The sequence below is a fragment of the Streptomyces sp. NPDC001156 genome, from assembly GCF_053598275.1.
Genome location: NZ_JBSFJX010000002.1, coordinates 169186 through 193022 on the forward strand (window position 1 = coordinate 169186; position 23837 = coordinate 193022).

The 23837-nt window shown below is 71.0% G+C and carries 19 protein-coding genes; 7 read left to right on the forward strand and 12 right to left on the reverse strand.

Annotated features, from left to right (window positions below; all coding sequences use genetic code 11):
- The first annotated feature begins 1 nt into the window (after position 1).
- From ACWDA7_RS02075 to ACWDA7_RS02085, 3 genes are all read left to right on the forward strand, one after another.
- Positions 2–2380, forward strand: coding sequence for a xanthine dehydrogenase family protein molybdopterin-binding subunit (locus tag ACWDA7_RS02075; RefSeq protein ID WP_450602306.1), 2379 nt, complete (start codon positions 2–4; stop codon positions 2378–2380).
- A 159-nt stretch (positions 2381–2539) separates the two neighbouring features.
- Complete coding sequence (locus tag ACWDA7_RS02080) at positions 2540–3997, forward strand: NCS2 family permease (protein WP_450602307.1); 1458 nt, start codon at positions 2540–2542, stop codon at positions 3995–3997.
- A gap of 45 nt (positions 3998–4042) precedes the next feature.
- A complete protein-coding gene (locus tag ACWDA7_RS02085; protein WP_450602308.1) occupies positions 4043–5194 on the forward strand; it encodes an XdhC family protein in 1152 nt (383 codons plus the stop codon).
- Positions 5195–5200: 6 nt separating this feature from the next.
- Here ACWDA7_RS02085 and ACWDA7_RS02090 read toward each other — a convergent pair whose 3' ends face one another.
- Together ACWDA7_RS02090 and ACWDA7_RS02095 are read right to left on the reverse strand one after the other, a co-directional pair.
- Complete coding sequence (locus ACWDA7_RS02090; protein ID WP_450602309.1) at positions 5201–5851, reverse strand: class I SAM-dependent methyltransferase; 651 nt, start codon at positions 5849–5851, stop codon at positions 5201–5203.
- 11 nt (positions 5852–5862) lie between these two features.
- Positions 5863–6309 (reverse strand): SRPBCC family protein, encoded by a 447-nt coding sequence (locus ACWDA7_RS02095; RefSeq protein ID WP_450602310.1) that lies wholly within the window; start codon positions 6307–6309, stop codon positions 5863–5865.
- Between the two features lie 183 nt (positions 6310–6492).
- Here ACWDA7_RS02095 and ACWDA7_RS02100 point away from each other — a divergent pair, with 183 nt between their 5' ends.
- A complete protein-coding gene (locus tag ACWDA7_RS02100; protein ID WP_450602343.1) occupies positions 6493–7503 on the forward strand; it encodes a DUF2278 family protein in 1011 nt (336 codons plus the stop codon).
- Positions 7504–7539: 36 nt separating this feature from the next.
- Here the strand turns inward: ACWDA7_RS02100 and ACWDA7_RS02105 are convergent, their stop codons facing one another.
- From ACWDA7_RS02105 to ACWDA7_RS02125, 5 genes are all read right to left on the reverse strand, one after another.
- Complete coding sequence (locus tag ACWDA7_RS02105; protein ID WP_450602311.1) at positions 7540–8319, reverse strand: polysaccharide deacetylase family protein; 780 nt, start codon at positions 8317–8319, stop codon at positions 7540–7542.
- Positions 8320–8399: 80 nt separating this feature from the next.
- Complete coding sequence (locus ACWDA7_RS02110; RefSeq protein ID WP_450602312.1) at positions 8400–9560, reverse strand: magnesium and cobalt transport protein CorA; 1161 nt, start codon at positions 9558–9560, stop codon at positions 8400–8402.
- A gap of 267 nt (positions 9561–9827) precedes the next feature.
- Positions 9828–10274, reverse strand: coding sequence for a trypsin-like serine protease (locus tag ACWDA7_RS02115; RefSeq protein WP_450602313.1), 447 nt, complete (start codon positions 10272–10274; stop codon positions 9828–9830).
- A gap of 123 nt (positions 10275–10397) precedes the next feature.
- Positions 10398–13208, reverse strand: a complete 2811-nt coding sequence (locus tag ACWDA7_RS02120; RefSeq protein ID WP_450602314.1) for a helix-turn-helix transcriptional regulator — start codon at positions 13206–13208, stop codon at positions 10398–10400.
- A 221-nt stretch (positions 13209–13429) separates the two neighbouring features.
- The gene (locus tag ACWDA7_RS02125) at positions 13430–14266 is read right to left on the reverse strand and encodes a response regulator transcription factor (protein ID WP_450602316.1); all 837 of its coding nucleotides are present in this window, start codon (positions 14264–14266) and stop codon (positions 13430–13432) included.
- 101 nt (positions 14267–14367) lie between these two features.
- Here ACWDA7_RS02125 and ACWDA7_RS02130 point away from each other — a divergent pair, with 101 nt between their 5' ends.
- A complete protein-coding gene (locus ACWDA7_RS02130) occupies positions 14368–16047 on the forward strand; it encodes an AMP-binding protein (protein WP_450602317.1) in 1680 nt (559 codons plus the stop codon).
- Complete coding sequence (locus ACWDA7_RS02135; protein WP_450602318.1) at positions 16044–17651, forward strand: AMP-binding protein; 1608 nt, start codon at positions 16044–16046, stop codon at positions 17649–17651. Before ACWDA7_RS02130 ends, ACWDA7_RS02135 begins: the two co-directional genes overlap by 4 nt.
- A 43-nt stretch (positions 17652–17694) precedes the next feature.
- Here the strand turns inward: ACWDA7_RS02135 and ACWDA7_RS02140 are convergent, their stop codons facing one another.
- On the reverse strand, positions 17695–18450 hold the full coding sequence (locus tag ACWDA7_RS02140) for a hypothetical protein (protein WP_450602319.1): 756 nt from the start codon (positions 18448–18450) through the stop codon (positions 17695–17697).
- Positions 18451–18686: 236 nt separating this feature from the next.
- Between ACWDA7_RS02140 and gcl the strand changes: the two genes are divergently transcribed.
- Entirely contained in the window at positions 18687–20471 is a 1785-nt protein-coding gene (gene gcl, locus ACWDA7_RS02145) for a glyoxylate carboligase (protein WP_450602320.1), read from the forward strand.
- 57 nt (positions 20472–20528) lie between these two features.
- Here gcl and ACWDA7_RS02150 read toward each other — a convergent pair whose 3' ends face one another.
- The 4 genes from ACWDA7_RS02150 to ACWDA7_RS02165 all read right to left on the reverse strand — a co-directional run bounded on the left by ACWDA7_RS02150 (position 20529) and on the right by ACWDA7_RS02165 (position 23723).
- Positions 20529–21110 (reverse strand): TIGR04222 domain-containing membrane protein, encoded by a 582-nt coding sequence (locus tag ACWDA7_RS02150; protein WP_450602321.1) that lies wholly within the window; start codon positions 21108–21110, stop codon positions 20529–20531.
- A 160-nt stretch (positions 21111–21270) separates the two neighbouring features.
- Positions 21271–21507, reverse strand: coding sequence for a hypothetical protein (locus ACWDA7_RS02155; RefSeq protein WP_432934207.1), 237 nt, complete (start codon positions 21505–21507; stop codon positions 21271–21273).
- Positions 21508–21945: 438 nt separating this feature from the next.
- Positions 21946–22839 carry a 2-hydroxy-3-oxopropionate reductase gene (locus ACWDA7_RS02160; RefSeq protein ID WP_450602322.1) on the reverse strand — a complete coding sequence of 298 codons (894 nt, stop codon included), beginning with the start codon at positions 22837–22839 and terminating at the stop codon, positions 21946–21948.
- 44 nt (positions 22840–22883) lie between these two features.
- On the reverse strand, positions 22884–23723 hold the full coding sequence (locus tag ACWDA7_RS02165; RefSeq protein ID WP_450602323.1) for a TIM barrel protein: 840 nt from the start codon (positions 23721–23723) through the stop codon (positions 22884–22886).
- Positions 23724–23837 lie beyond the last annotated feature (114 nt).

Genomic DNA, 23837 nt, shown 5'->3' on the forward strand with positions numbered 1-23837 from the left:
CATGACCAACGGTGCTCCCACCAAGATCACGCAGGGCTCCCGGACCAAGGGCGGCATCGGTGAGTCCACGCTCCGTCCCGACGGCATCCTCAAGGTCACCGGGGAGTTCGCGTACTCCTCCGACATGTGGCACGAGGACATGCTGTGGGGCCAGATCCTGCGCTCCACGGTCGCGCACGCCGAGATCGTCTCGATCGACACGAGCGAGGCCCTCGCCACACCCGGCGTGTACGCCGTCATGACGTACGACGATCTGCCCACCGAGGTGAGGAACTACGGCCTGGAGATCCAGGACACCCCGGTCCTCGCCCACGGCAAGGTCCGCCACCACGGTGAACCGGTCGCGATCGTGGCCGCCGACCACCCGGAGACCGCGCGCCGCGCCGCCGCCAAGATCAAGGTCGAGTACCGCGAACTCCCGGTCATCACCGACGAGGCGTCCGCGACCGCCCCGCACGCGGTCCTGGTCCACGAGAACCGCACCGACCACCACATCGGCCACGTCCCGCACCCGAACATCGTCCACCGGCAGCCGATCGTCCGCGGCGACGTGACCGCGGCCGCGCGGCGGGCCGACGTCGTCGTCCGGGGCGAGTACCACTTCGGCATGCAGGACCAGGCCTTCCTCGGGCCCGAGTCCGGGCTGGCGGTCCCCGCGGAGGACGGCGGCGTCGATCTGTACATCGCCACCCAGTGGCTCCACTCCGACCTGCGCCAGATCGCGCCCGTCCTCGGACTGCCGCCGGAGAAGGTGCGGATGACGCTGTCCGGCGTCGGCGGCGCGTTCGGCGGACGCGAGGACCTGTCGATGCAGATCCACGCCTGTCTGCTGGCGCTGCGCACCGGCAAGCCGGTCAAGATCGTCTACAACCGCTTCGAGTCCTTCTTCGGCCACGTCCACCGCCACCCCGCGAAGCTGTACTACGAGCACGGCGCCACCCGTGAGGGGAGGCTCACCCACGTCAAGTGCCGGATCGTGCTCGACGGCGGCGCCTACGCCTCCGCGTCCCCGGCGGTCGTCGGCAACGCCTCCTCGCTGGGCATCGGGCCGTATGTCGTGGACAACGTCGACATCGAGGCCATCGCCCTCTACACCAACAACCCGCCCTGTGGCGCCATGCGCGGCTTCGGCGCGGTGCAGGCGTGTTTCGCCTACGAGGCGCAGATGGACAAGGTGGCGAAGGAACTCGGCCTGGACCCGGTGGAGTTCCGGCAGCTCAACGCCATGGAGCAGGGCACCCTCATGCCGACCGGGCAGCCGGTGGACTCCCCGGCTCCGGTCGCCGAACTCCTGCGCCGCGTCAAGGCGATGCCGATGCCGCCGGAACACCAGTGGGAGAGCTCCGAGGGCGTGGACGTACGGCAGTTGCCCGGCGGCCTGTCCAACACCACCCACGGCGAAGGCGTCGTACGGGGAGTCGGCTACGCGGTCGGCATCAAGAACGTGGGCTTCTCCGAGGGCTTCGACGACTACTCCACCGCCAAGGTGCGTCTGGAGGTCGTCGCGGGCGAGCCCGTGGCGACCGTGCACACGGCCATGGCGGAGGTCGGCCAGGGCGGAGTCACCGTCCACGCCCAGATCGCCCGGACCGAGCTCGGCATCAGCCGCGTGACGATCCAGCCGGCGGACACTCAGGTCGGATCGGCGGGTTCGACGTCCGCCTCGCGTCAGACGTACGTCACCGGCGGCGCCGTGAAGAACGCGTGCGAGCTCGTACGCGAGCGGGTTCTGGAGCTGGGCCGCCGCAAGTTCGGCTCGTACCACCCCGCCTGGGCCACGGCCGAACTGCTGCTGGAGGGCGGCAAGGTGGTCACCGACGCCGGCGAGGTGCTCGCCGATCTGGTGGACGTCCTCGACGACGAGGTGGTCGAACTCGAACGCGAGTGGCGGCACCGGCCGACCGAGCCCTTCGACCTGCGCACCGGCCAGGGCAACGGCCACGTCCAGTACTCCTTCGCCGCACACCGCGCCGTGGTCGAGGTCGACACCGAGCTGGGCCTGGTCAAGGTCATCGAACTGGCCTGTGCCCAGGACGTCGGCAAGGCGCTCAACCCGCTGTCCGTCCTCGGCCAGATCCAGGGCGGTACGACCCAGGGCCTGGGCATCGCGGTCATGGAGGAGATCGTCGTCGACCCCAAGACCGCGAAGGTCAAGAACCCCTCCTTCACGGACTATCTGATCCCCACCATCCTCGACACGCCGACCATGCCGGTCGACGTGCTCGAACTCGCCGACGAGCACGCCCCGTACGGCCTGCGCGGTGTCGGCGAGGCACCCACCCTGTCCTCGACTCCGGCCGTGCTCGCGGCGATCCGCGACGCGACGGGCCTGGAGCTGAACAGGACGCCTGTACGGCCCGAGCACCTCACGGGCAGGTGACCCCTGCGGTGCTGCGCAGGTGAAATGCACCTGGGGGACCGCGTCCCCCAGGCCCCCCGATGTTCGTCTCGGGCCGTCCCCCGGGTCGTGCACATCCCAAATTCCGTGCCCGTCAGGGCGGTTGCACGGGAGTCCCTATGAACCTTGGGAGATGGCACCATGACCCAGCAGTCAGTGGAGCCCAGGACCACCGCCGAGGACGCGGGCGCGGGAACCCGCGTCCCGGCCGGCCGGTCCTGGCTCGACCGGTACTTCCACATATCCCGGCGGGGATCCACGCTCGCGCGTGAAGTGCGCGGCGGCGTCACCACCTTCATGGCGATGGCGTACATCCTGTTGCTCAACCCCCTGATCCTGTCCGGCAAGGACGTGGCCGGGGACACGCTCGGCCCGCAGGCGGTGATCACCGCGACCGCGTTCGCCGCGGCCGTCACGACGCTGCTGATGGGTTTCGTCGGCAAGGTGCCGCTCGCGCTCGCCGCAGGCCTCTCCGTCTCCGGTGTCATCTCCTCGCAGGTCGCCCCGCAGATGACCTGGCCGCAGGCGATGGGCATGTGCGTGATCTACGGCGCGGTCATCATGCTCCTGGTCGTCACCGGCCTACGCGAGATGATCATGAACGCGATCCCGGCGGCGCTCAAGCACGGGATCACCATGGGCATCGGCCTGTTCATCGCCCTCATCGGCTTCTACAAGTCCGGCTTCGTGCACCAGGGCAAGGCGACCCCGGTCACCCTCGGCCCCGCGGGCGAGCTCACCGGATGGCCTGTCCTGCTCTTCGCCGGCACCCTGCTGCTGATTTTCATGCTGCAGGTCCGCAACGTCCCCGGCGCCATTCTGATCGGCATCGTCAGCGGCACCGTCGTCGCCGCCGTCCTGAACACCGCGGGCGTCGTGAAGGCGGGCGCCTGGGCGAGCGGCGCCCCCGAACTGCACGGCAGCGCCGTGTCGATGCCCGACTTCTCGCTCTTCGGGCATGTCGCGTTCGGCGGCTGGGGCAAGGTCGGCGCGATGACCGTCGGCGTGATCGTCTTCACGCTAGTGCTCGCCGGGTTCTTCGACGCGATGGCCACCATCATCGGCGTCGGCACCGAAGCGGGACTCGCCGACGACAAGGGCCGGATGCCGGGCCTGTCCAAGGCGCTGTTCATCGACGGCGCGGGCGGCGCGATCGGCGGTGTGGCGGGCGGCTCCGGTCAGACCGTCTTCATCGAGTCCGCCACCGGTGTCGGCGAGGGCGCCCGCACGGGACTCGCCTCCGTCGTCACCGGACTGTTCTTCGCGGCCTGCCTGTTCTTCACCCCGCTCACCGCGATCGTGCCCCAGGAGGTCGCCTCGGCCGCCCTGGTGGTCATCGGCGCGATGATGCTGATGAACGCCCGCCATGTGGACTGGTCCGACCGCGCCACCGCGATTCCGGTCTTCCTGACCGTGGTCCTGATGCCGTTCACCTACACGATCACCACGGGGGTCGCGGCGGGCGTCGTATCGTACGTCACCGTCAAGTCGGCCCAGGGCAAGGCGCGGGAGATCGGCGTCTTCATGTGGGGTCTGGCGGCCGTCTTCCTGATCTACTTCGCCCTCGACCCGATCGAGAGCTGGCTGGGCGTCCACTAGACCCCCGAGCCCTCCGCACGCCGACGCCGTTAAGGAGACCGAGAGATGCTGGACATCGCCGACGAGCTGCACCGGTGGGTCGAGCAGGGACGTGACTTCGCCGTCGCCACGGTGGTGGCCGTCGGCGGCAGCGCGCCCCGCCACGTGGGCGCCGCCCTCGCGGTGGACGCCGATGGCACGGCCATCGGCTCGGTCTCCGGCGGCTGTGTGGAGGGCGCGGTCTACGACCTGTGCCGGCAGGCGCTCGAGGACGGGGAGACCGTGCTGGAGCGCTTCGGGTACAGCGACGAGGACGCCTTCGCCGTCGGTCTGACCTGTGGTGGCGTCATCGACATCCTCGTCGCTCCCAGCCGGGAGGCCGACGGCGCCCGCCCGGTGCTGGCGTCAGCGCTCGCCGCCGCGGCCTCCGGCTCGGCCGCGGCCCTGGCCCGGATCGTGACCGGACCGGCCGAACTGCTCGGCAGGGCCCTCCTCGTACGTCCCGACGGCACCTACGAGGGCGGCTTCGGTGCCGATCCCGAACTCGACCGTACGGTGGCGGCCGAGGCGGGCGCCCTGCTGGACGCGGGCCGCACCGGCACCGTGGAGATCGGAGAGCAGGGCTCGCGCTGCGGGGCACCGCTCACGGCCCTGGTCGAGTCGTCCGTCCCGGCACCGCGGATGATCGTGTTCGGTGCGATCGACTTCGCCTCCGCGCTGGTCCGGGTCGGAAAGTTCCTCGGCTTCCATGTCACGGTGTGCGACGCGCGCCCGGTGTTCGCCACACCCGCTCGCTTCCCCGAGGCCGACGAGATCGTCGTCGAGTGGCCGCACCGGTACCTGGAGCGCACGGATGTCGACGGCCGCACGGTGCTGTGCGTCCTGACCCACGACGCCAAGTTCGACATACCGCTGCTGAAGCTGGCGCTCGGGCTCCCGGTCGCGTACGTCGGCGCCATGGGATCGCGCCGCACCCATCTGGACCGCAACGAGCGCCTGCGCGAGGCCGGTGTCACCGACGTGGAACTGGCGCGCCTGAGGTCCCCGATCGGCCTCGACCTCGGCGCCCGGACGCCGGAGGAGACCGCCCTGTCCATCGCGGCGGAGATCGTCGCGAGCCGGCGCGGCGGAACCGGCGTTTCGCTGGCGGGGGCGCACACGCCGATCCACCACGACGCGGCACCGGTCACGGAGCGGCGGATCGGGTCGGTGGCCTGACCGGGGCTACTGGGCCCTGCGCGCCAGCAGATACGCCTGCGCAGTCTTCTCGTGCTTCTCGTCGGCGGCCCTCACCAGCCGGGCGACCTCGACGAAGCCCGCACTCCCGAGCAGTTCGGAGATCTGCTCCGGCGGGAAGCGGTAGACGTCCAGGGACAGATCATGGCCGTAGGCGTGGTCGAGGTGCACGCATCCGTCGCCGACCTTGAAGGCCATGAGGAGGTGTCCGCCGGGAGCGAGGACGCGCTGGAACTCCGCGAAGATCACGGGGAGTTCACCGGGCGGGGTGTGCACGGTCGAGTACCAGGCGACGGCTCCGGCCAGCGACCCGTCCTCGAGGTCGAGGCCGGTCATCGAACCGACGTCGAAGCGCAGCGCGGGGTACGCCCGCCGGGCCACGGCCACCATCCTCGGCGACAGATCGACACCGAACACATCGAGGCCGAGTTTGTCCAGATGGGTCGTCACCCGTCCGGGCCCGCAACCGAGATCCCCGACGAGCCCGCCTCCGCCTTCCAGCACGCGCTCCGCGAACACGCCCAGCATGGCCCGGTCGAAGGGCATGTTCGCGAGCTGGTCCCTGAGCAACCGGTCGTAGTCCACGGCCACCGTGTCGTACGAGGCCCTGGTCGTCTGAAGGTGCGTGGTCTCGGTCATGGACGAGGACTCTAGACGCCGCCATCGACAGCCGGGCCCCGCTTCAGCAACCCGTCCACCGCGCGCCCGAACATCCACCGGGCCGCCCAGCCGACCTGGCGGTCGAAGAGTGCCGGCAGCAGGCGCACCGCCAGGTCCTCCCGCCACACCACACGCGAGTGCCCTTCGCCGTGCGGATGCACCTCGATCTCCGCCCAGCCGGTCACGAGGCCGCCCCGTTTCTCCAGCCGGCACAGCGCCGGCGGTCGCCACACGGTGACCTCCATCGGGTCCTCGAAGGCGAGCGGGCCGATGCCGGTCCGGGCCACGAACACGGTGCCCACACCCGTCGGCGGTGGAGTGGGCACCGTGACACGGGTCAGCGGTACGACGTCCCCGTGACGCGGCCAGTCCGTGAGGCGGAGCCAGGCCTGCTCGACGGGGAGGGGGGTGAGGCGTTCGAGAAGGAAGAGGGCCACCGGGGGATCGTAGGCAGCGGAGCCGTCCTTCCCCGATCAGCCACGCACAGTGAGACCCTGACCAGCCACGCACAGACGGACGGAGTGTGAATTCCCGGTAGGAGGGGTGACAAAGGGCGCAGTCTCACTAGCATGCCCAGCACGGGCGGGCGACGCGCCTGCCCCCAGGGGGAGTTGGTCACCATGCCGTTGAAGGCCTATGGCGTACTGATCGGACGTGCCGTCGGCACCCGCCGCGAGGGAGCGGCCGACACACCGCATTACCAGATCCATCTGACGGACGATCAAGGCACGCACTACCGCGCGTCCGTCAACGTGAAGTCCCAGGAGAAGCCCTCCGATCTGCTCTACCTCGTCAGCGAGGACTTCCGGCATCCGGTCACCGCCCGTCTCGAGGGGCTCGCGGACGGCTGGAACACCCTGCCGCCGGACCCCGGCGGGCCCAACCTCGACTTCATCCGCGGCAACCTCTTCGACCACGCGCTGATGCGTGCGCTTCCGCCCGAGGTGTCGGGCCCCGACAACGACCTCGCGGACCTGCTCGACCACTATGTGCGCCGCGCGGTCGACGACGCCTCCGCCCGGCTCTACGTCTTCGGTGAGCGCTGGGGTCCCGAGACGAACGTCCCCGACAAGGTCTTCGGCTTCCTGCCCGGCAACGGCGTTCACGACGTCCATATGAACCAGGGCAACAGTTCGCGATTCGCCCGGGACGACGGCGTCTGGCAGGACGGCGGTCTGCTGATCCACTTTCCCGCGCAGTCCCGCTGGGTCGGCGTCTTCCTCGCCTTCCAGAGCCAGCAGTGGCACACGGACGATGTCACCGGGCATGTCCTCGTGCCGGCGGGCGGGACGGTCCCCGAAGCCGGCGGCGGCTCCGTGCGGATCGTCGCGGCCCTGGTCAACCCGGTGGGGCCCGACCCCGAGCCGGAGAACGTCACCCTCATCAACGTCTCGCCGGGCCCCGTCGACCTCGGGGGCTGGCGCCTCGTGGACCGCCTCGGCCACGCCTGCCCGTTGCCGCCGGGCGCCCTGGCGGCCGGCGCCTGTCTGACCGTCGCCCTCACGGGCGGTGCCCAACTGGGCAACCACGGCGGTGAGATCACTCTGCTCGATGCCGAGGGCCTCAAGGTGCACGGCGTCTCGTACACCGCGGCACAGGCGGCACGTGAGGGGTGGACGGTGGTGTTCTGAGCGAAGCCGGGCCGGGGCCGGTGGACCGTGCCCTGCTCAGGGCCGGTAGACCGTGCCCGGTTCCGCCTTCCCCGGTGCGAGGAGCTGGGGCACGGTCACGAACACGTACCCCCGTTCCTTGAGCGCGTCGATGATCCCGGGCACCGCGGGCACGGTGCCCGGGTAGATGTCGTGGAGCAGGATGATCCCGTCCCGGGACGCCTGCTCCAGCACCCTCTTCCGGATCAGTGCGGAGTCATCGGTCGTGTAGTCCTTGGCCGTCACACTCCACAGCACCTCGGCGAGCCCCAGCTCCCGGCTGATCCGGTGCACGGTGTCGTCGGTGCGCCCCTGCGGCGGTCGCATCAGGGAGGGCCGGTGCCCGGTGAGACTCTCTATCGCCTCGTTCGGTCTCTCCAGTTCCTCACGTATCCGCTGCGGTGGGATCCGGGTCAGGATCTGGTGGTCCCAGGTGTGGCTGGCGACTTCGTGTCCCTCGGCGGCCATCCGCCGGACCAGGTCCGGGTACTTCTCGATGTGCCGCTTGCCGAGCAGGAAGAAGGTCGCGGGGACCTCCTTCTCCTTGAGGATGTCGAGCAGGCGCGCCGAGTTCTCGCTCGGCCCGGCGTCGAACGTCAGCGCGATGCACTTGGCCTCGCGGCAGTCCACGGTCCCGAACCGGGCCGGCGCGCCCGGCGCCGCCTGGGCACGGGCTGTCGCTGGTGCGGTGGTGTGCAGGGTGGTGCAACCCGAGAGCGCGAAGACGCCGGCCGCGAGCAGGGCCGGCACGGCCGGCAACCCGGCCGCTCGTTTGTTCGTCTTCCAAGTGGAGATCATGCGTTGACTATACATATCGTGTATACACGCAATGTATAGCGCCCCCTGGGTGTGGAGGCGCGAGCAGTGACCGCCCGACGCTAGAGCCAGTCCTTCCGCTTGAAGATGAGGTACAGACTGGTGCACACGACTGCCATCAGGACGAGGGCGAAGGGGTATCCGAGGGCCCAGTGCAGCTCGGGCATGCGCGAGAAGTTCATGCCGTAGATGGTTCCGACGAGCGTCGGGGCGAACAGGATCGCCGCCCAGCTGGAGATCTTCTTGATCTCCTCGTTCTGCTCGAAGCCCGCCTCGGCCAGCGCCCGCATCTCCGCGTTCTGCTCCTGGGTGACGAGTGTGGCGTTCACCGTCAGGATGTCCGTCAGGGCCTGGCGGAAGCCGTCGACGCGTTCGCTGATGTGGGTGACGTGGTCGGCGACGTCGCGCAGATACCGCTGGAGTTCCTCGTCCGTGCCGTACTTCGCGAAACCGGCCATCAGGCCGTGCAGCATGCCCACCAGGGGGCGGGTGGCGCGCTGGAACTCCACCATTTCGCGGGAGAGTTCGTAGATGCGGCGGGAGACCTCCGGGTCGCCGCGGAAGACCTCGGTCTCGATCTCGTCGACGTCGATCTGCACCCCGGCCACCACCGGGGCGTACCCGTCCACGACCGCGTCCAGGATCGCGTACAGCACCGCCTCCGGGCCCAGTTTCAGCAGCTCGGGCGTCTCCTCCATACGGCGGCGGACCGCCGACAGGTCCGGTGCCGCTCCGTGCCGGACCGTGATGACGAAGTCCGGGCCGACGAACACGTGCAGTTCGCCGAAGTCGACCTCCTCGGGAGCGTCCAGATAGCGGGCGGCGCGCAGCACCACGAACAGCGTGTCGCCGTACCGCTCCAGCTTGGGCCGCTGATGCGCCTCCATCGCGTCCTCCACCGCGAGCGGGTGCAGGTCGAACTCGTCGGCCAGGGAGAGGAGTTCCGACTCGGTCGGACGGGCGAGACCGATCCATGCCATGCCGTGCGGTTCGTCGCGCAGTTCGCGGAAGGTGTCCGCCAGGGAAGCCGGCGACGAGACGCGGACGCCGTCCCGGTACAGGGCCGCCTGGACGATGCTGCCCGCCTCGGCCGGTTCGGTCGGCGGCTGGTCCGAACCGGGCGCGGCCGGGACGGCGGGCGGTGCCGGTGGCTGGGTGAGACCGCGGCGCCAGACGGACTTCCTGCCGCCCCTCGGGGTCGGACGGGCACGACGCTCGGACATCGCGGCTGCCTCCCGTGTCGAACGTGCGTCTGCGTGATCACGTTGCAGGATATACGGGGCAAACAGCGCGGGAGCGGGGAGTGCGACCAGGATCCGGTGAGAGTTGCGGACCGTGACTGTCCGCGAACAGGGCGGCAGCCTCCAACGGGCTGCACCGGCGCCGGCCCCGGTGCGGACAGTGGAAAGGGGGCGTTGCGGGCCGCTCGTGGAGGCCCGCAACGCCCCCTGGTATCTACCTGAGTGGTACTCAGGAGCCTTCGGGGCCGGCTACGAGGTGACCTGCGCCGTGACCAGGTTCGAGAAGGTGGTCAGCCGGGTGTGGACACCCGGGTGACCGGCCTCCGCGCAGCCGTTGCCCCAGGAAGTGGTGCCTGCCAGGACGCCCCCGATGGGCAGGGGACCGCCGCTGTCGCCCTGGCAGGTGTCCATGCCGCCGGACGAGTATCCGGCGCACACCATGTCGCTCGCGACGAAGTCGGAGCCGTACGAGCCGCGGCAGCTGGAGTCGGACACGATCGGCACCGTGGCGGTGCGCAGCTGGTCGGCGGAGGCGACCGTTCTCCTGGCGCGGTTGAGGCCGAACATGGATCTCCTCAGCGGAATGCCGGTGGGGGGTTCGCGCGGGTGGGGGTGGTGCACGGAGGTCGGGACCCCGTCACACCCGACGGAAGCCGAGTGGCGGGAGGGACGCCCGTGTGCCCGGGCGAGCGGCACGCCCTTACGCTAGGAGCCGGAGGGGTCCTGCCCCAATGAGGGAACCCCCTAAGGGCAGTTGGGCAGGGTTAACCCTCGGTCTGAGCGCGTATAACCGTCAACTTGGCTTCCAGCAAGGGTTGTTCAGCCGGGACGCTGCCCCGCCGCCAGCCGCACGATGTCCACCCGGGACCGGATGCCCAGCTTGCGGTAGACGCGCGTCAGCGTCGCCTCCACCGTCTTCACGCTGATGAACAGGCGCGCCGCGATCTCGCGGTTCGTCGCACCCTCCATGACCAGCGCGGCCACCTGACGCTCCGTCGCGGCGAGGGTGTCGAGGGCCGCCGCGGCCAGGGGCGGCTGGGCGGGGCCGGTGACGGAGGCGGTCTCCACCTGGCGCAGCCACGGCATGGCGCGGCAGCGGCGGAAGAGCCGGGCCGCCTCGTCGTACGACGCCGGACCAGGCCGCTGGGTGCGCAGGCGCGCGAGCGCATAGGCCGCCCGCGCCCCCTCGAGGCAGTAGCCCAGAGCCGCCAGCCGGTCCTGAGCCGACGTCAACTGCTGCTCCGCTTCCTCGACTTCGCCGCGCCCCGCCCGGATCAGAGCCTCGGCCCGGTCCAGTACGGCCAGTACGCTCTCCCGGCCGAGCCGCAGCGCCCGGGTGCGGGTGGCGTCGACGACGTCCTGCGCCTCGGCCGGCTCCCCGATGCGGACCAGCGCCTCGGCGAGGTCGCCCTGCCAGCGCCCCCGGGCCGGGTCGGTGACCCCGAGGCCCTCCTCCAACTCCCTCACCCGGCGCAGGGAATGCACCGTGCCCGCCGCGTCGCCGGCCACCAACTGGGCGTGCCCCAGCGCGGCCAGCGCCCGCGACAGATAGATCACGTCGCCGTCCTCCTCGGCGCGCCCCACCGCCTCGCGGGCCAGCGTCAGCGCCCGGTCCACCTCGCCGCCGGCGGCCTCCGCGAGCGAGGTGAGCATCGCGCTCGCGGCCTCCCCGATCCCGGTGTCCCGCGCCAGCCGGAGGCTCTCCCGCGCCAGGTCGAGGGCCCGCCCGCAGTGCCCGGCCCGCAGCTCGGTCTCGGCGAGCCCGCGCAGGAAGTGGACCTCGGCCTCGACCATGCCGCGCCGCCGTGCCTCGCGCAGCAGGGCGCTGACCGTCTTGCGGGCCTCGCCCAGCTGGTCGCTCATGACCAGCCAGCGGAACCGTACGGCGCCCGCGCCGTTGTGGTCGCACGCCACCCGGGGGTCCTGGGGTTCCTTCAGCGCCCGCTTGATCGTCGCCGGGGCGTCCGGATGCCCCATCAGCGTCTCCGCCTGGGCCTGGAAGGCCAGCCCCAGCAGCTCGTTGCGCCGATCCCCGGCCCGCGCCGCCAGATCCGCGGCGAGCGCGCCCTCCTCCCGCGCTCGCTCGAAGTCGCCCTCCACGAGGAGTGCACGCCAGGCGAGTTGGTAGTGCACCAGGGTGAGCAGGCGCGGGTCGTCGCCCGCGTCCGCGAGCGCCTGCGGGAAGACCGAGTCGACCTCGGCCATCGCGTGTCCGGCGGCGTCGATCACGACCATCCAGGCCCGTACCCGGTCCGCCGGTTCGGTCGCTTGGGCCAGCACCTCGTGGGCGATGTCCCGGGCGAAGTCCGTCTCTCCCGCGGTCAGCGCGTCCTCGGCGGCCTGCAACCGCCGTGTGTCCGGGCCCGGGACGGCGTCGCCGGGAGTGTGCCGGGCCGCGAGCAGTCCGAGCCCCGCCGCCACCGAGGGGGCGCCCCGGTCCCGGGCGGCGGCCGCGGCCTCGCCGAGGCGTTCGGCCACATGGGGGTCGGTGCCGGTGGTGGCCAGCGCGAGATGCCGGGCCCGCTCGATCGGATCGGCGGCCGCCGTGGCCAGCGCGGCGTGCGCGCCGCGCCGCTCCTCCGGGCTCGCCTGGGCGTACAGCGCCGCCGATATCAGCGGGTGCGCGAACCGTACTCCCGGCGTGTCCCGCTCCGTCCCCAGCAGCCCGAGCGCGGCGGCCTGCGCGGTCTCCGCCTCGGCGTTCTGTCGGCCGGCCGCGCGCAGCAGGGCGAGGGTGGGCCGTGCCCCGGCGCTCGCCACGAGCAGGGTGCAGCGCGCCTCCGCGGACAGCGCCTCCAGCCGGCTCAGGACCAGGGCACGCAGCGAGGTCGGCACCGGCAGCGGCTCACCGGGTCTCGGGGGCCTCGAGCTCTCGGCGAGGGCACGACCGAGCTCCAGCGCGAACAGCGGATTGCCGCCGCTGGTGCGGTGGATGTCCCTGACGGTGGAGCGGGGCAGGCCGGTGTAGCCGCGATGGTCGAGCAGTTCGGCGACGTGGGTGCGGGAGAGCGGGTTGACCCGGACCGCGAGCGTGTCCGGCGGGGACGTGCCCAGGTAGCGGTCGTGCTCCTGGGCCTGCGGTTCGTTGTGCGTGCGCACCGCGCACAGCAGTTGCACCGGCGTGCCGCCCAGGCGCCGGGCGGCGAAGCCCAGCAGCTCGGTGCTTGCCGGATCCAGCCACTGCAGGTCGTCGGCGACGATCAGTACGGGGCCGCGGGCGGCGAGCGCGCGCAGAGTGGACAGGACCGCGAGCCGCAGCGCGAGTCCGTCCCGTTGCAGCGTGGACTCGCCGCGGCCGGTGAGTGCGGATTCCAGGGCGGTGCGCTGAGGGGCGGGGAGCTGAGAGGCGACCTCGTCCACCACGAGACCGAGCAGGTCGGCGAGGGCCAGGAAGGGGAGATGGGATTCGGACTGGGTCGCCGAGCAGCGCAGGACGGTGCGCACGGTTTCACCGTATTCGGCGGCCAGCGCGCGCAGCACCGTCGACTTTCCTATTCCGGCCGGGCCGTGCACCAGCACACTGCCCCCGGCGGCGAGCTGCTCGCGCGCTCCGGCGAACAGCTCCTCCCGGCCGATGACCAGGTCGGGGCGGGGTCGGGCAGGCTCCTTGAAGTCCCGTCGCACGGTCACCGCTCCCTCCGTGTGTCGTGTCCTGGCCAATATTAGGCAGTGGGTCTTTGAAATTCGGACGGACGATGTGGTGAGGGAAATAACAGCGGGCCAGTACAAGGGAATTCAGTTCGGTCTTGAACGAATGGAGAGCCGACAATCCGGGCGAGGGCACGAAGCGCGGGTGGGTGCCGGTCCACCGGGAGTCACGGGGGAGGAGCTGCCGCAAGCCGGCCCGGGGCCTACGGCAGGACTCCGGCCCGGCGCGCCGCCACCACCGCCTCCCACCTGGTGTGCGCACCCAGCTTCCGCATCGCGGACCGCAGATAGCCCTTCACGGTCTCCGGGCGCAGCCCCAGCCGTTCCGCGGCCATCGCATTGGTCGACCCGACCGCCAGGCACGACAGGACGTCCACCTCCCGCGGGGACAGACCCGCGGTCCGCGCCCCGGAGCCGGGTGACGCCGCGCCCGCCAGGCGCCCGCAGACCTCGAGGATCTCGGCCCGCAGCGCCGGGTCCTCGATGCGCCCGGCCAGCGTCCGCAGCACGCCGTGGGCCTCACGGACCTGCTCCCAGGCCGCGCCCGCCGGCGCCGACGGCTCCCGTACGGCCGCCAGCACGGCCTGTGCCTCGTCCCGTGCGACCAGAGCCTGCTCCACGTCCCGTGCCGCCTCCACGGCCGCGTTCAGTGTGCGGTCGCCCAGCGGCTGCGCGGTCCGCAGGGCGCCGTACAGCACACCGCGCACCCGGCGCCGTACGACGACCGGGATCGCCAGCACGGACTTGAGGCCTTCCGTCGCCACCGCCACGTCGTACTCGTGAGTGATCTGCCGGGAGGCCGAGTAGTCGGTCACCGCGCACGGCCGGGACAGGGCGACCACCTTGCCGCCCAGGCCGTTGCCGGAGACCACGGCGAGCGAGCTGAGCGCCGTGGTGGCGGTGCCGCTGAGTTCGCTGATCCGTATCTGCGGCCGCCCGGACTCCACCAGGCCCCCGAAGGCGACCGGCAGCCCCGTGGCGCGCCGCAGCCGCACCAGCGCGCCCCGTACCTCCACCGCCTCGGCTGCGTCAGCTGCCACGTGCTCAACCCTTCATCGCGGCGCACCCCCGTTCGGGGGTGGTGGGACCTCCATCACGGATTACACGATGCTAGGTGGCTGTCCGGCAATGAGGAGGACACATGACGGCGAACACCGACGCGACGGAAGCGTTCCGGACCGCGCGGGACTTTCTGCTCGCTCACCGGGATGACTACGCCACGGCCTATGAGGGCTTCCGCTGGCCGCGTCCGGCGAACTTCAACTGGGCGCTCGACTGGTTCGACGTCATCGCGGACGGCAACGACCGCACGGCCCTGCACATCGTGGAGGAGGACGGCACCAGCACCCGGCTCACCTTCGCCGAGATGTCCGAGCGCTCCGACCGGGTGGCGAACCGGCTGCGCGCGTGGGGAGTGCGGGCCGAGGACCGCGTCCTCGTCATGCTCGGCAACCAGGCCGAGCTGTGGGAGACCGCGCTGGCCGCGATGAAGCTGCGCGCGGTGGTCATCCCGGCCACCCCGCTGCTCGGACCGGCGGACCTGCGCGACCGCGTCGAGCGCGGCCGGGTCCGGCATGTGCTCGTACGCGCCGAGGACACCGCGAAGTTCGACGAGGTGCCGGGCGACTACGGCCGGATCGCGGTGGGGGGCGCGCCCGAGGGCTGGCGGGCGTACGAGGAGGCATACGCGGCCGACGCCCGGTTCGAGCCGGACGGCCCCACCCATGCCGACGACCCGCTGATGCTCTACTTCACCTCGGGCACCACCGCCCGCCCCAAGCTGGTCGAGCACACCCATGTCTCGTACCCGATCGGCCACCTGGCCACGATGTACTGGATCGGCCTCAAGCCCGGGGACGTGCACCTCAACATCTCCTCGCCGGGCTGGGCCAAGCACGCCTGGTCCAATCTCTTCGCGCCGTGGAACGCGGAGGCGACGGTCTTCCTGCACAACTACACCCGCTTCGACGCCCCCCGGCTGATGGCCGAGATGGACCGCGCGGGCGTGACGACCTTCTGTGCCCCGCCGACCGTGTGGCGCATGCTCATCCAGGCCGACCTCACCCAGCTGCGCACCCCGCCGCGCGAGGCGGTCGCCGCAGGAGAGCCGCTCAACCCCGAGGTCATCGAGCAGGTGCGGCGCGCCTGGGACGTGACCATCCGGGACGGCTTCGGCCAGACGGAGACGGCCGTGCAGGTGTCCAACAGCCCCGGCCAGGCGCTGAAGACCGGCTCCATGGGCCGTCCCAGCCCGGGATTCCGCGTGGAACTGCTGGACCCGGTGACCGGGGTGCCGGGCGCGCAGGAGGGCGAGATCGCGATCGACCTGTCCGCCGATCCCGTCGGTGTGATGACCGGCTACCACGGCGACCCCGACCGCACGGCGGAGGCCATGGCGGGCGGCTTCTACCGGACGGGGGACATCGGCTCGCGGGACGAAGAAGGGTACATCACCTATATCGGGCGCGCGGACGATGTCTTCAAGGCCTCCGACTACAAGATCTCCCCCTTCGAGCTGGAGAGCGCGCTGCTCGAGCACGAGGCGGTGGCCGAGGCGGCCGTGGTGCCCGCGCCGGACGAGCTGCGGCTCGCCGTTCCCAAGGCCTACGTCGTGCTCGCCGCCGGCTGGGAGGCGGGCCCGGACGCCGCGAAGGTCCTCTTCGAGCACTCGCGTGAGGTCCTCGCCCCCTACAAGCGCATCCGGCGTCTGGAGTTCGGAGAACTGCCCAAGACCGTCTCCGGCAAGATCCGCCGGATCGAGCTGCGCGAGGCCACCGCGGCGGGCTCGGCACACGAGTACCGCGAGGAGGACTTCCGGTGACGGAGCTGTCGTACACGCACGGGACCAGCACCACGCCGCTGCTCGGCAACACCATCGGCGCCAACCTCGACCGTGCGATCGCCGCCCACCCCGACCGCGAGGCCCTTGTGGACGTGCCGTCCGGACGTCGCTGGACTTACGCGGAGTTCGGCGCCGCCGTCGACGAGGTGGCCCTCGGGCTGCTCGCCAAGGGTGTCGGCAAGGGGGACCGGGTCGGCATATGGGCGGTCAACTGCCCCGAGTGGGTGCTGGTCCAGTACGCCACCGCGCGCATAGGCGCGATCATGGTGAACATCAACCCCGCCTACCGGGCCCACGAGCTGGAGTATGTGCTCAGGCAGTCCGGGGTCTCGCTGCTGGTCGCCTCCCTGGCCCACCGCACCAGCGACTACCGCGTCCTGGTGGACCAGGTCCGCGGCCGCTGCCCCGAGTTGCGCGAGACGGTCTACATCGACGACCCGTCCTGGGAGGTGCTGACCGCCGGCGCGGCTTCGGTGCCGCGCGAACGACTCGTGTCCGCGGCGGACGGGTTGAGCTGCGACGAGCCGGTCAACATCCAGTACACCTCGGGCACCACCGGGTTCCCCAAGGGCGCCACGCTCTCGCACCACAACATCCTGAACAACGGCTACTGGGTGGGCCGTACGGTCGGCTACACCGAGCAGGACCGGGTGTGTCTTCCCGTGCCCTTCTACCACTGCTTCGGCATGGTGATGGGCAACCTCGGCGCCACCTCGCACGGCGCGTGCATCGTCATCCCGGCGCCGTCCTTCGAGCCGGCGGCCACGCTGCGGGCGGTGCAGCAGGAGCGCTGCACGTCTCTGTACGGGGTGCCGACGATGTTCATCGCGGAGCTGAACCTGCCCGACTTCACGTCGTACGACCTGTCGTCCCTGCGCACCGGCATCATGGCGGGCTCCCCGTGCCCGGTCGAGGTGATGAAGCGGGTGGTCGCCGAGATGCACATGGAGGAGGTGTCCATCTGCTACGGCATGACGGAGACCTCGCCGGTGTCCCTGCAGACGCGGATGGACGACGACCTGGAGCACCGCACCGGAACGGTCGGCCGGGTCCTGCCGCACATCGAAGTCAAGATCGTCGACCCGGTGACCGGTGTGACCCTGCCGCGCGGCTCGGCGGGCGAACTGTGCACCCGCGGCTACAGCGTGATGCTCGGCTACTGGAACGAGCCCGAGAAGACCGCGGAGGCCGTCGACTCCGGCCGCTGGATGCACACCGGTGACCTCGCGATGATGCGCGAGGACGGCTACGTCGAGATCGTCGGCCGCATCAAGGACATGATCATTCGTGGTGGGGAGAACATCTACCCGCGTGAGATCGAGGAGTTCCTGTACGCGCATCCGAAGATCGCCGACGTCCAGGTGGTCGGTGTCCCCCACGAGCGGTACGGGGAGGAGGTCCTCGCCTGTGTCATCCCGCGCGACCCGGCCGATCCGCCCACTCTGGAGGAGCTGCGGGCCTACTGCGACGAACAGCTCGCGCACTACAAGATCCCGAGCAGGGTGCAGATCCTCGACTCCTTCCCGATGACGGTCTCGGGCAAGGTGCGCAAGATCGAGCTGCGCGAGACCTACGGCGAGTGAGCCGGCGCTCGGCGCGCCGGATGTGCGGCCGGCCTCGGGGTGATCAGCCGCGGCCGGCGGCCAGTTCGTCGGCCGGGCTGTTCACCGGCTGCGGCGTGCCCGTGAGATCGAGGACGAACAGGGCTACGCCGAGGCGGTTCGCGACGCTGCGCGCGTCGTCGTCGTATCCGGCGAGGGAGAAGTACGCGCAGCGGACCGACTCCGACATGGCGGTCAGCCACAGGCACTCCACGTCCCGCGGTGCGGCCGGGCGCGGCGTCGGGTCCACCTGCGCCAGGATTCCGCGTGCCGCGAGTCCTATCCCGTTGGGCGGCCGCTGGGCGGCGCGCCGGACGTCCCGGTAGCCGAGCCTGCGCAGATAGAGCGCGGTGGCGGTGACGGCGTCCCGCGGGGTGCGGATGGCGACGGGCCGGAAGCCGGTCGGGGACGACTCCCGCCCGGTGCCGTGTTGCGTTGTGATGCTGCTCCTCTGGGACCGAAGACCCGGGTCCGGGACGTCGTCCGGATGCGACCGGGCCGAGGGGTCGGCCGGTCGCGGCCCCCCGTGCAGCGGAATCCGCAGGACCGCTCCGCACGGGCAGCCCAGTTCCGGCTGCGGCCACTGGTCCTCGCGGGCGCACCTGGCGCAGCGGACCGTGACCCATTCCTCGTCCCATGTGCGGTGAGTGATCACGAAGGGCGTGGAACAGCGGCTCAGCGGCGGTGCCACGGGTGCGCCGCAGGGGCAGGGATAGGCCGGCGCGGTGTAGAGGTGCTCGCGTCGGCAGGCCGGACAGTGCACCGGCACGCTCTCGGGCATGGCCCACTCCAAGGCGATCGGGACAGCGCTCCCATCGTGCTCCTGCACAGCCCTTTTTGTCCTGGGCTTCGGCCGCTTCGCCGGGTCGGTGACCGTCCCGGTCACCCTCTCTTGACGGTCTTCTGCCTCCCACCTACATTGATTCCAGATAGTAGAATTAAATTTCCGCATTACGGAAGTGCTCACCGCGGGGCGTGACGGGAGCGCGAGTCCGACAGCCGAAGCAGGAGTACTCAATGGCTCGTATGACCGCTGCCCGAGCGGCAGTCGAGATCCTCAAGCGCGAGGGCGTCAGCGACGCCTTCGGGGTCCCGGGTGCGGCGATCAACCCCTTCTACGCGGCCCTCAAGGCTTCCGACGGCATCCGCCACACCCTGGCCCGCCATGTCGAGGGCGCCTCCCACATGGCGGAGGGCTACACCCGGACGCGCCCGGGCAACATCGGCGTCTGCGTCGGCACTTCGGGTCCGGCCGGGACCGACATGATCACCGGCCTGTACTCCGCGACCGGTGACTCGATCCCGATCCTCTGCATCACCGGGCAGGCGCCGACCGCCGTCATCCACAAGGAGGACTTCCAGGCCGTCGACATCGCGTCGATCGCGGCGCCGGTCACGAAGATGGCCGTCACCGTCCTGGAGGCGGCGCAGGTCCCGGGCGTCTTCCAGCAGGCCTTCCATCTGATGCGCTCGGGCCGGCCGGGCCCCGTCCTCATCGACCTCCCGCTCGATGTCCAGCTCACCGAGATCGAGTTCGACCCGGAGACGTACGAGCCGCTGCCGGTCTACAAGCCCGCGGCGACCCGCGCCCAGATCGAGAAGGCGATGGCGCTGCTCAACGCCTCCGAGCGCCCGCTCGTCGTGGCCGGTGGCGGGGTCATCAACGCCGACGCCGCCGAACTGCTCGTCGAGTTCGCGGAACTGACGGGTGTTCCGGTCGTGCCGACCCTGATGGGATGGGGCGTCATCCCCGACGACCACGACCTGAACGCCGGAATGGTCGGCCTGCAGACCTCGCACCGCTACGGCAACGCGACGTTCCTGGAGTCCGACTTCGTCCTCGGCATCGGCAACCGCTGGGCCAACCGGCACACCGGCCGGCTCGACGTCTACACGGCGGGCCGTACGTTCGTCCACGTCGACATCGAGCCCACCCAGATCGGCAGGATCTTCGCCCCCGACTACGGCATCGCCTCCGACGCCAAGGCGGCCCTGGAGCTGTTCGTCGTGGCGGCCCGGGAGTCGAAGGCCGCTGGCGAACTGCCCGACCGCTCGGCCTGGGCGGCCGCCGCGCAGGAGAAGAGGGCAAGGCTCCAGCGCCGTACGCACTTCGACGACATCCCGATCAAACCGCAGCGCGTCTACGAGGAGATGAACAAGGCCTTCGGCCCCGAGACCCGGTATGTCTCCACCATCGGTCTCTCACAGATCGCCGGCGCCCAGATGCTGCACGTCTTCCGGCCGCGCCACTGGATCAACTGCGGTCAGGCGGGCCCCCTCGGCTGGACCGTCCCCGCCGCCCTCGGCGTCGCCAAGGCCGACCCGGAAGCGTCCGTGGTCGCCCTCTCCGGCGACTACGACTTCCAGTTCATGATCGAGGAGCTCGCCGTCGGGGCCCAGCACAGGATCCCGTACATCCATGTCCTGGTGAACAACGCCTACCTCGGCCTGATCCGCCAGGCGCAGCGGGCGTTCGAGATCGACTTCCAGGTGAGCCTGGAGTTCGAGAACGTCAATGCGCCGGAGTTGGGCGTCTACGGCGTCGATCATGTGAAGGTCGCCGAGGGCCTCGGCTGCAAGGCGATCCGGGTGACCGACCCGAACGAACTGGGTGCCGCCTTCGAGCACGCCAAGAAGCTCGCCGCCGAGTACCGGGTGCCGGTCGTCGTCGAGGCGATCCTCGAGCGCGTCACCAACATCTCGATGTCGACCACCAACGACATCAGCCAGGTGGTCGAGTTCGAGGAGATCGCGACCGAGCCCGGCCACGCGCCGACCTCCATCAAGACGCTGAAGGTCTGATCGGATCGCCGCAAGGGGCGGCCGGGGTGTACGACCGGCCGCCCCGCACGGCTGTCCTCATGCCATCCCGCAGCCGCCGCTGTCCCCGCTGCCGCCCGTTGAGCCCCATCCCGGCCGGAGCTCCAGCTCGGTGGTCCCGGCGCGCCCGACGAGCCCTGCCGCACGGGCGAAGCGCGGCACGAGCGAGGTCAGTGCCTGGTCGCCGTACAGCGCGACGGCGAGCAGCAGTTCGTCGTTCGTGAGCCCCGTCCTGGACTCGGGAAGCGGGTCCCGGGCGCGCAGGGACCGCAGAGTGCGCCGTGCCGTCCATGTGGGGCCGGGCGGGAAGGCGCGCAGCAGTCCGGCTTCCCTGAGTCCGCGGCGCACCTCGGTCAGCGCGCTTCGCACGCCCCGCCGGTCCAGCAACTGCCCCATCCCCGCGGTCCGGTAGAGCGCGGAGTGCACGGCCTTCGTCAGTGCCGGAACGGCCTGCTCCGGGTCGTTGAGGGCCCCCGTGGTCCGCATCGTCGCGGGCCGCCCGGGTCCGACGGCGCCCCGCAGGTGCAGCGTGAGCACGGCGACCGTGACGGCGGCGCGGGGACCACCCCGTAGAAACGCGATCTCGTGCGGCTCCAACCGGATCGTCGACGTGGTGTCCATAGGGTCCCCCGAACGAGTCGGGGCCCGCCGCCCCCGTGCCGGCGGGCCCCGTGTGCCGAGAATGTGCCCTCGGACTGGGGTAGTTGAAGCCTTTTGAACAGTGTTCAGAGGTTGATTTGAGGATTGCGTAGCCGGAGTACGCACGCAGGCGTAAGCGCTCTCATTCGGCGTCGAGGTCCGACAGTCCCGGCCAGTCGTCGGGTCCTCCGCCCTGCCAGTCGATGAGGTCGCCCTCCTCGACCTCGATGCGGTCCAGATCGGCCATGCGCAGGATCTCGACGACGTCGTCCAGGTGGCTGGCGATCCCGAGCGTCACGTCGCCCTCGGTGACCCGCCGCGATCCGTCGAGGGCCGGGGGGTGCACCACGATGTGCGGAAATTCCGTTGGCTGCTCCATGCCTTCAGCCTCCTGCCACCGGGCCGGATCCGCACCCGGGCACACCGAGAGCGCCGGATACGGGACATCGTGCATCCGGCGCTCTCGGTCGTACGCGGGCCGGGACCGCGGCGGGCGCGACGGTCCCGGGGGCCTGCCTCCCTCTGGTCGGGAGCAAGACGCCCGGGGCCTTCGCCACCGCACTGGCTCGCACGCCACCGCGGTCCCGGTCCCGCTCTCCGCCGATCCGGGCGACCACCCCTCATCCGGGTCGCTCGGTGGTGGCGGGTCTCGCACCCGTCTCCTGACCCCTCGTCAGGAGACGGCCGTGGTCGCGGGCGGCCTGCGTGGGGCCGCCGGCGACGGTCGTGCCGTGCGGCGGCTGGTTCCGGGCCGCGGCGGCGCCTGGGCGCGACAGGACAGGTGTCGGCGCCGGCGCGGCCCGGGGTCTTGGAGGGATCAGGCCTGTGTGCCGGAGAGACGTTCCACCGCCCGCAGCAGGGCCGAGTGGTCGAGCCCGCCGTCGCCCTGTGCACGCAGAGCGGCGACCAGCTGGGCGACCACGGCGCCCACCGGCAGGACCGCACCCACGGAGCGGGCCGCGTCCGTGACGATGCCCATGTCCTTGTGGTGCAGGTCGATACGGAAGCCCGGCTTGAAGTCGCGGTTCAGGAAGTTGTCCTTCTTCCGGGCCAGCACAGTGGAGCCCGCCAGCCCGCCGCCCAGGACCTCCAGGGCGGCCCTCAGGTCCACGCCCGACTTCTCCAGGAACACCACGGCCTCGGCGCACGCCTGGATGTTGACGGCGACGATCAGCTGGTTCGCGGCCTTCACCGTCTGGCCCGAGCCGTGCGGTCCGCACAGGACGACAGTCTTGCCGAGCGCCTCGAAGACCGGCCGGGCCGCGTCGAAGTCGGCCTGTTCACCGCCGACCATGATGGACAGCACGGCCTCGACCGCGCCGGCCTCGCCACCGGAGACCGGGGCGTCGAGGACACGGATGTTCTTGTCCCGGGCGGCCGCGGCGAGGTCGATCGAGGTCTGCGGAGTGATCGAGGACATGTCGATCAGCAGGGCGCCGGGCCGCGCGTTCTCGAGGATGCCGTCCGGGCCGTACGCGACGGCCTCGACCTGTGGCGAGGCGGGCACCATCGTGATCACCACGTCGGCGTCCCGCACGGCCTCGGCGATCGAACCCGCCGCGGTGCCGCCGGCGGCGGTCAGCCGGTCAAGCTTCTCCTGTTCCAGGGTGTAGCCGGTGACGTGGTAACCCGCCTTGATCAGGTTCTCCGACATGGGGGAGCCCATGATGCCGAGGCCGATCCAGGCGATCTTGGGGAGGGTGCTGGTCATGAGGGGGCCTCTCTGACTGCTCTGGTGTCTCAGTGGGGTGGCGCTCAGCGGGAGGAGCGGGCCTCGACCGGCAGCCACGCGAAGGTCTCGGTGCTCGGCTTGTCCCCCGGCTTGTACTCCAGGCCGACCCGGCCCGTGTAGCCGGACTTCGCGAGCTGGTCGAGGAGGTCCTCCAGCGGGAGCGAACCCGTGCCGGGGGCGCCGCGACCGGGGTTGTCGGCGATCTGGACGTGGCCGGTCCTGGACGCGTACCGCTCGATCACCGACGGGAGGTCCTCGCCGTTCATGGACAGGTGGTAAAGGTCCATCAGGAACCGCGCGTTGCCGAGGCCTGTGGCCTCATCGACCTGGTCGGCGATCGCAACGGCGGCCGGGGCCGACACCAGCGGATAACGGGGCGACTCGGGCCTGTTCAGCGCCTCGATCAGCAGGACCGCCCCGATCCGGTCGGCGGCGCGGGCCGCGAGGACCAGGTTCTCCAGAGCGAGCGCGTCCTGCTCGGCCGGGTCGGCGCCGTCGACGCGGTTGCCGTACAGCGCGTTGAGCGCCCGGCAGCCCAGCGCCTCGGCGAAGTCCGCCGCCACATCGATGTTGGCGCGGAACTTCTCCGACTCCTCGCCGGGGACCGACAGGGCGCCGCGGTCGGGGCCCGGCAGCTGTCCCGCGTAGAAGTTGAGGCCCGTGAGCAGGACGCCCGCGTCCTCGATCGCCTTCCTCAGGGCGTCGAGTTCCGAGCGCTCCGGGGTGGGTGAGTCGGTCCAGGGCCACCACAGCTCGGCCGCGGTGAAGCCGGCCGCGGCGGCGGCCGCGGGCCGCTCCAGGAGCGGGAGTTCCGTGAAGAGGATCGACAGGTTGACGGTGAAGCGCTGGTCTGCGAATCCCATCGGGGCGGGGCTCCCTTCCCTCCAGCGGTGCTTCCGTGCTGAAGCCCAGGATCACTGTTATTCCGTATTACGGAAGAAGATTTCTGCTTAGTGGAAGACTGCCTCCGGTGAGGG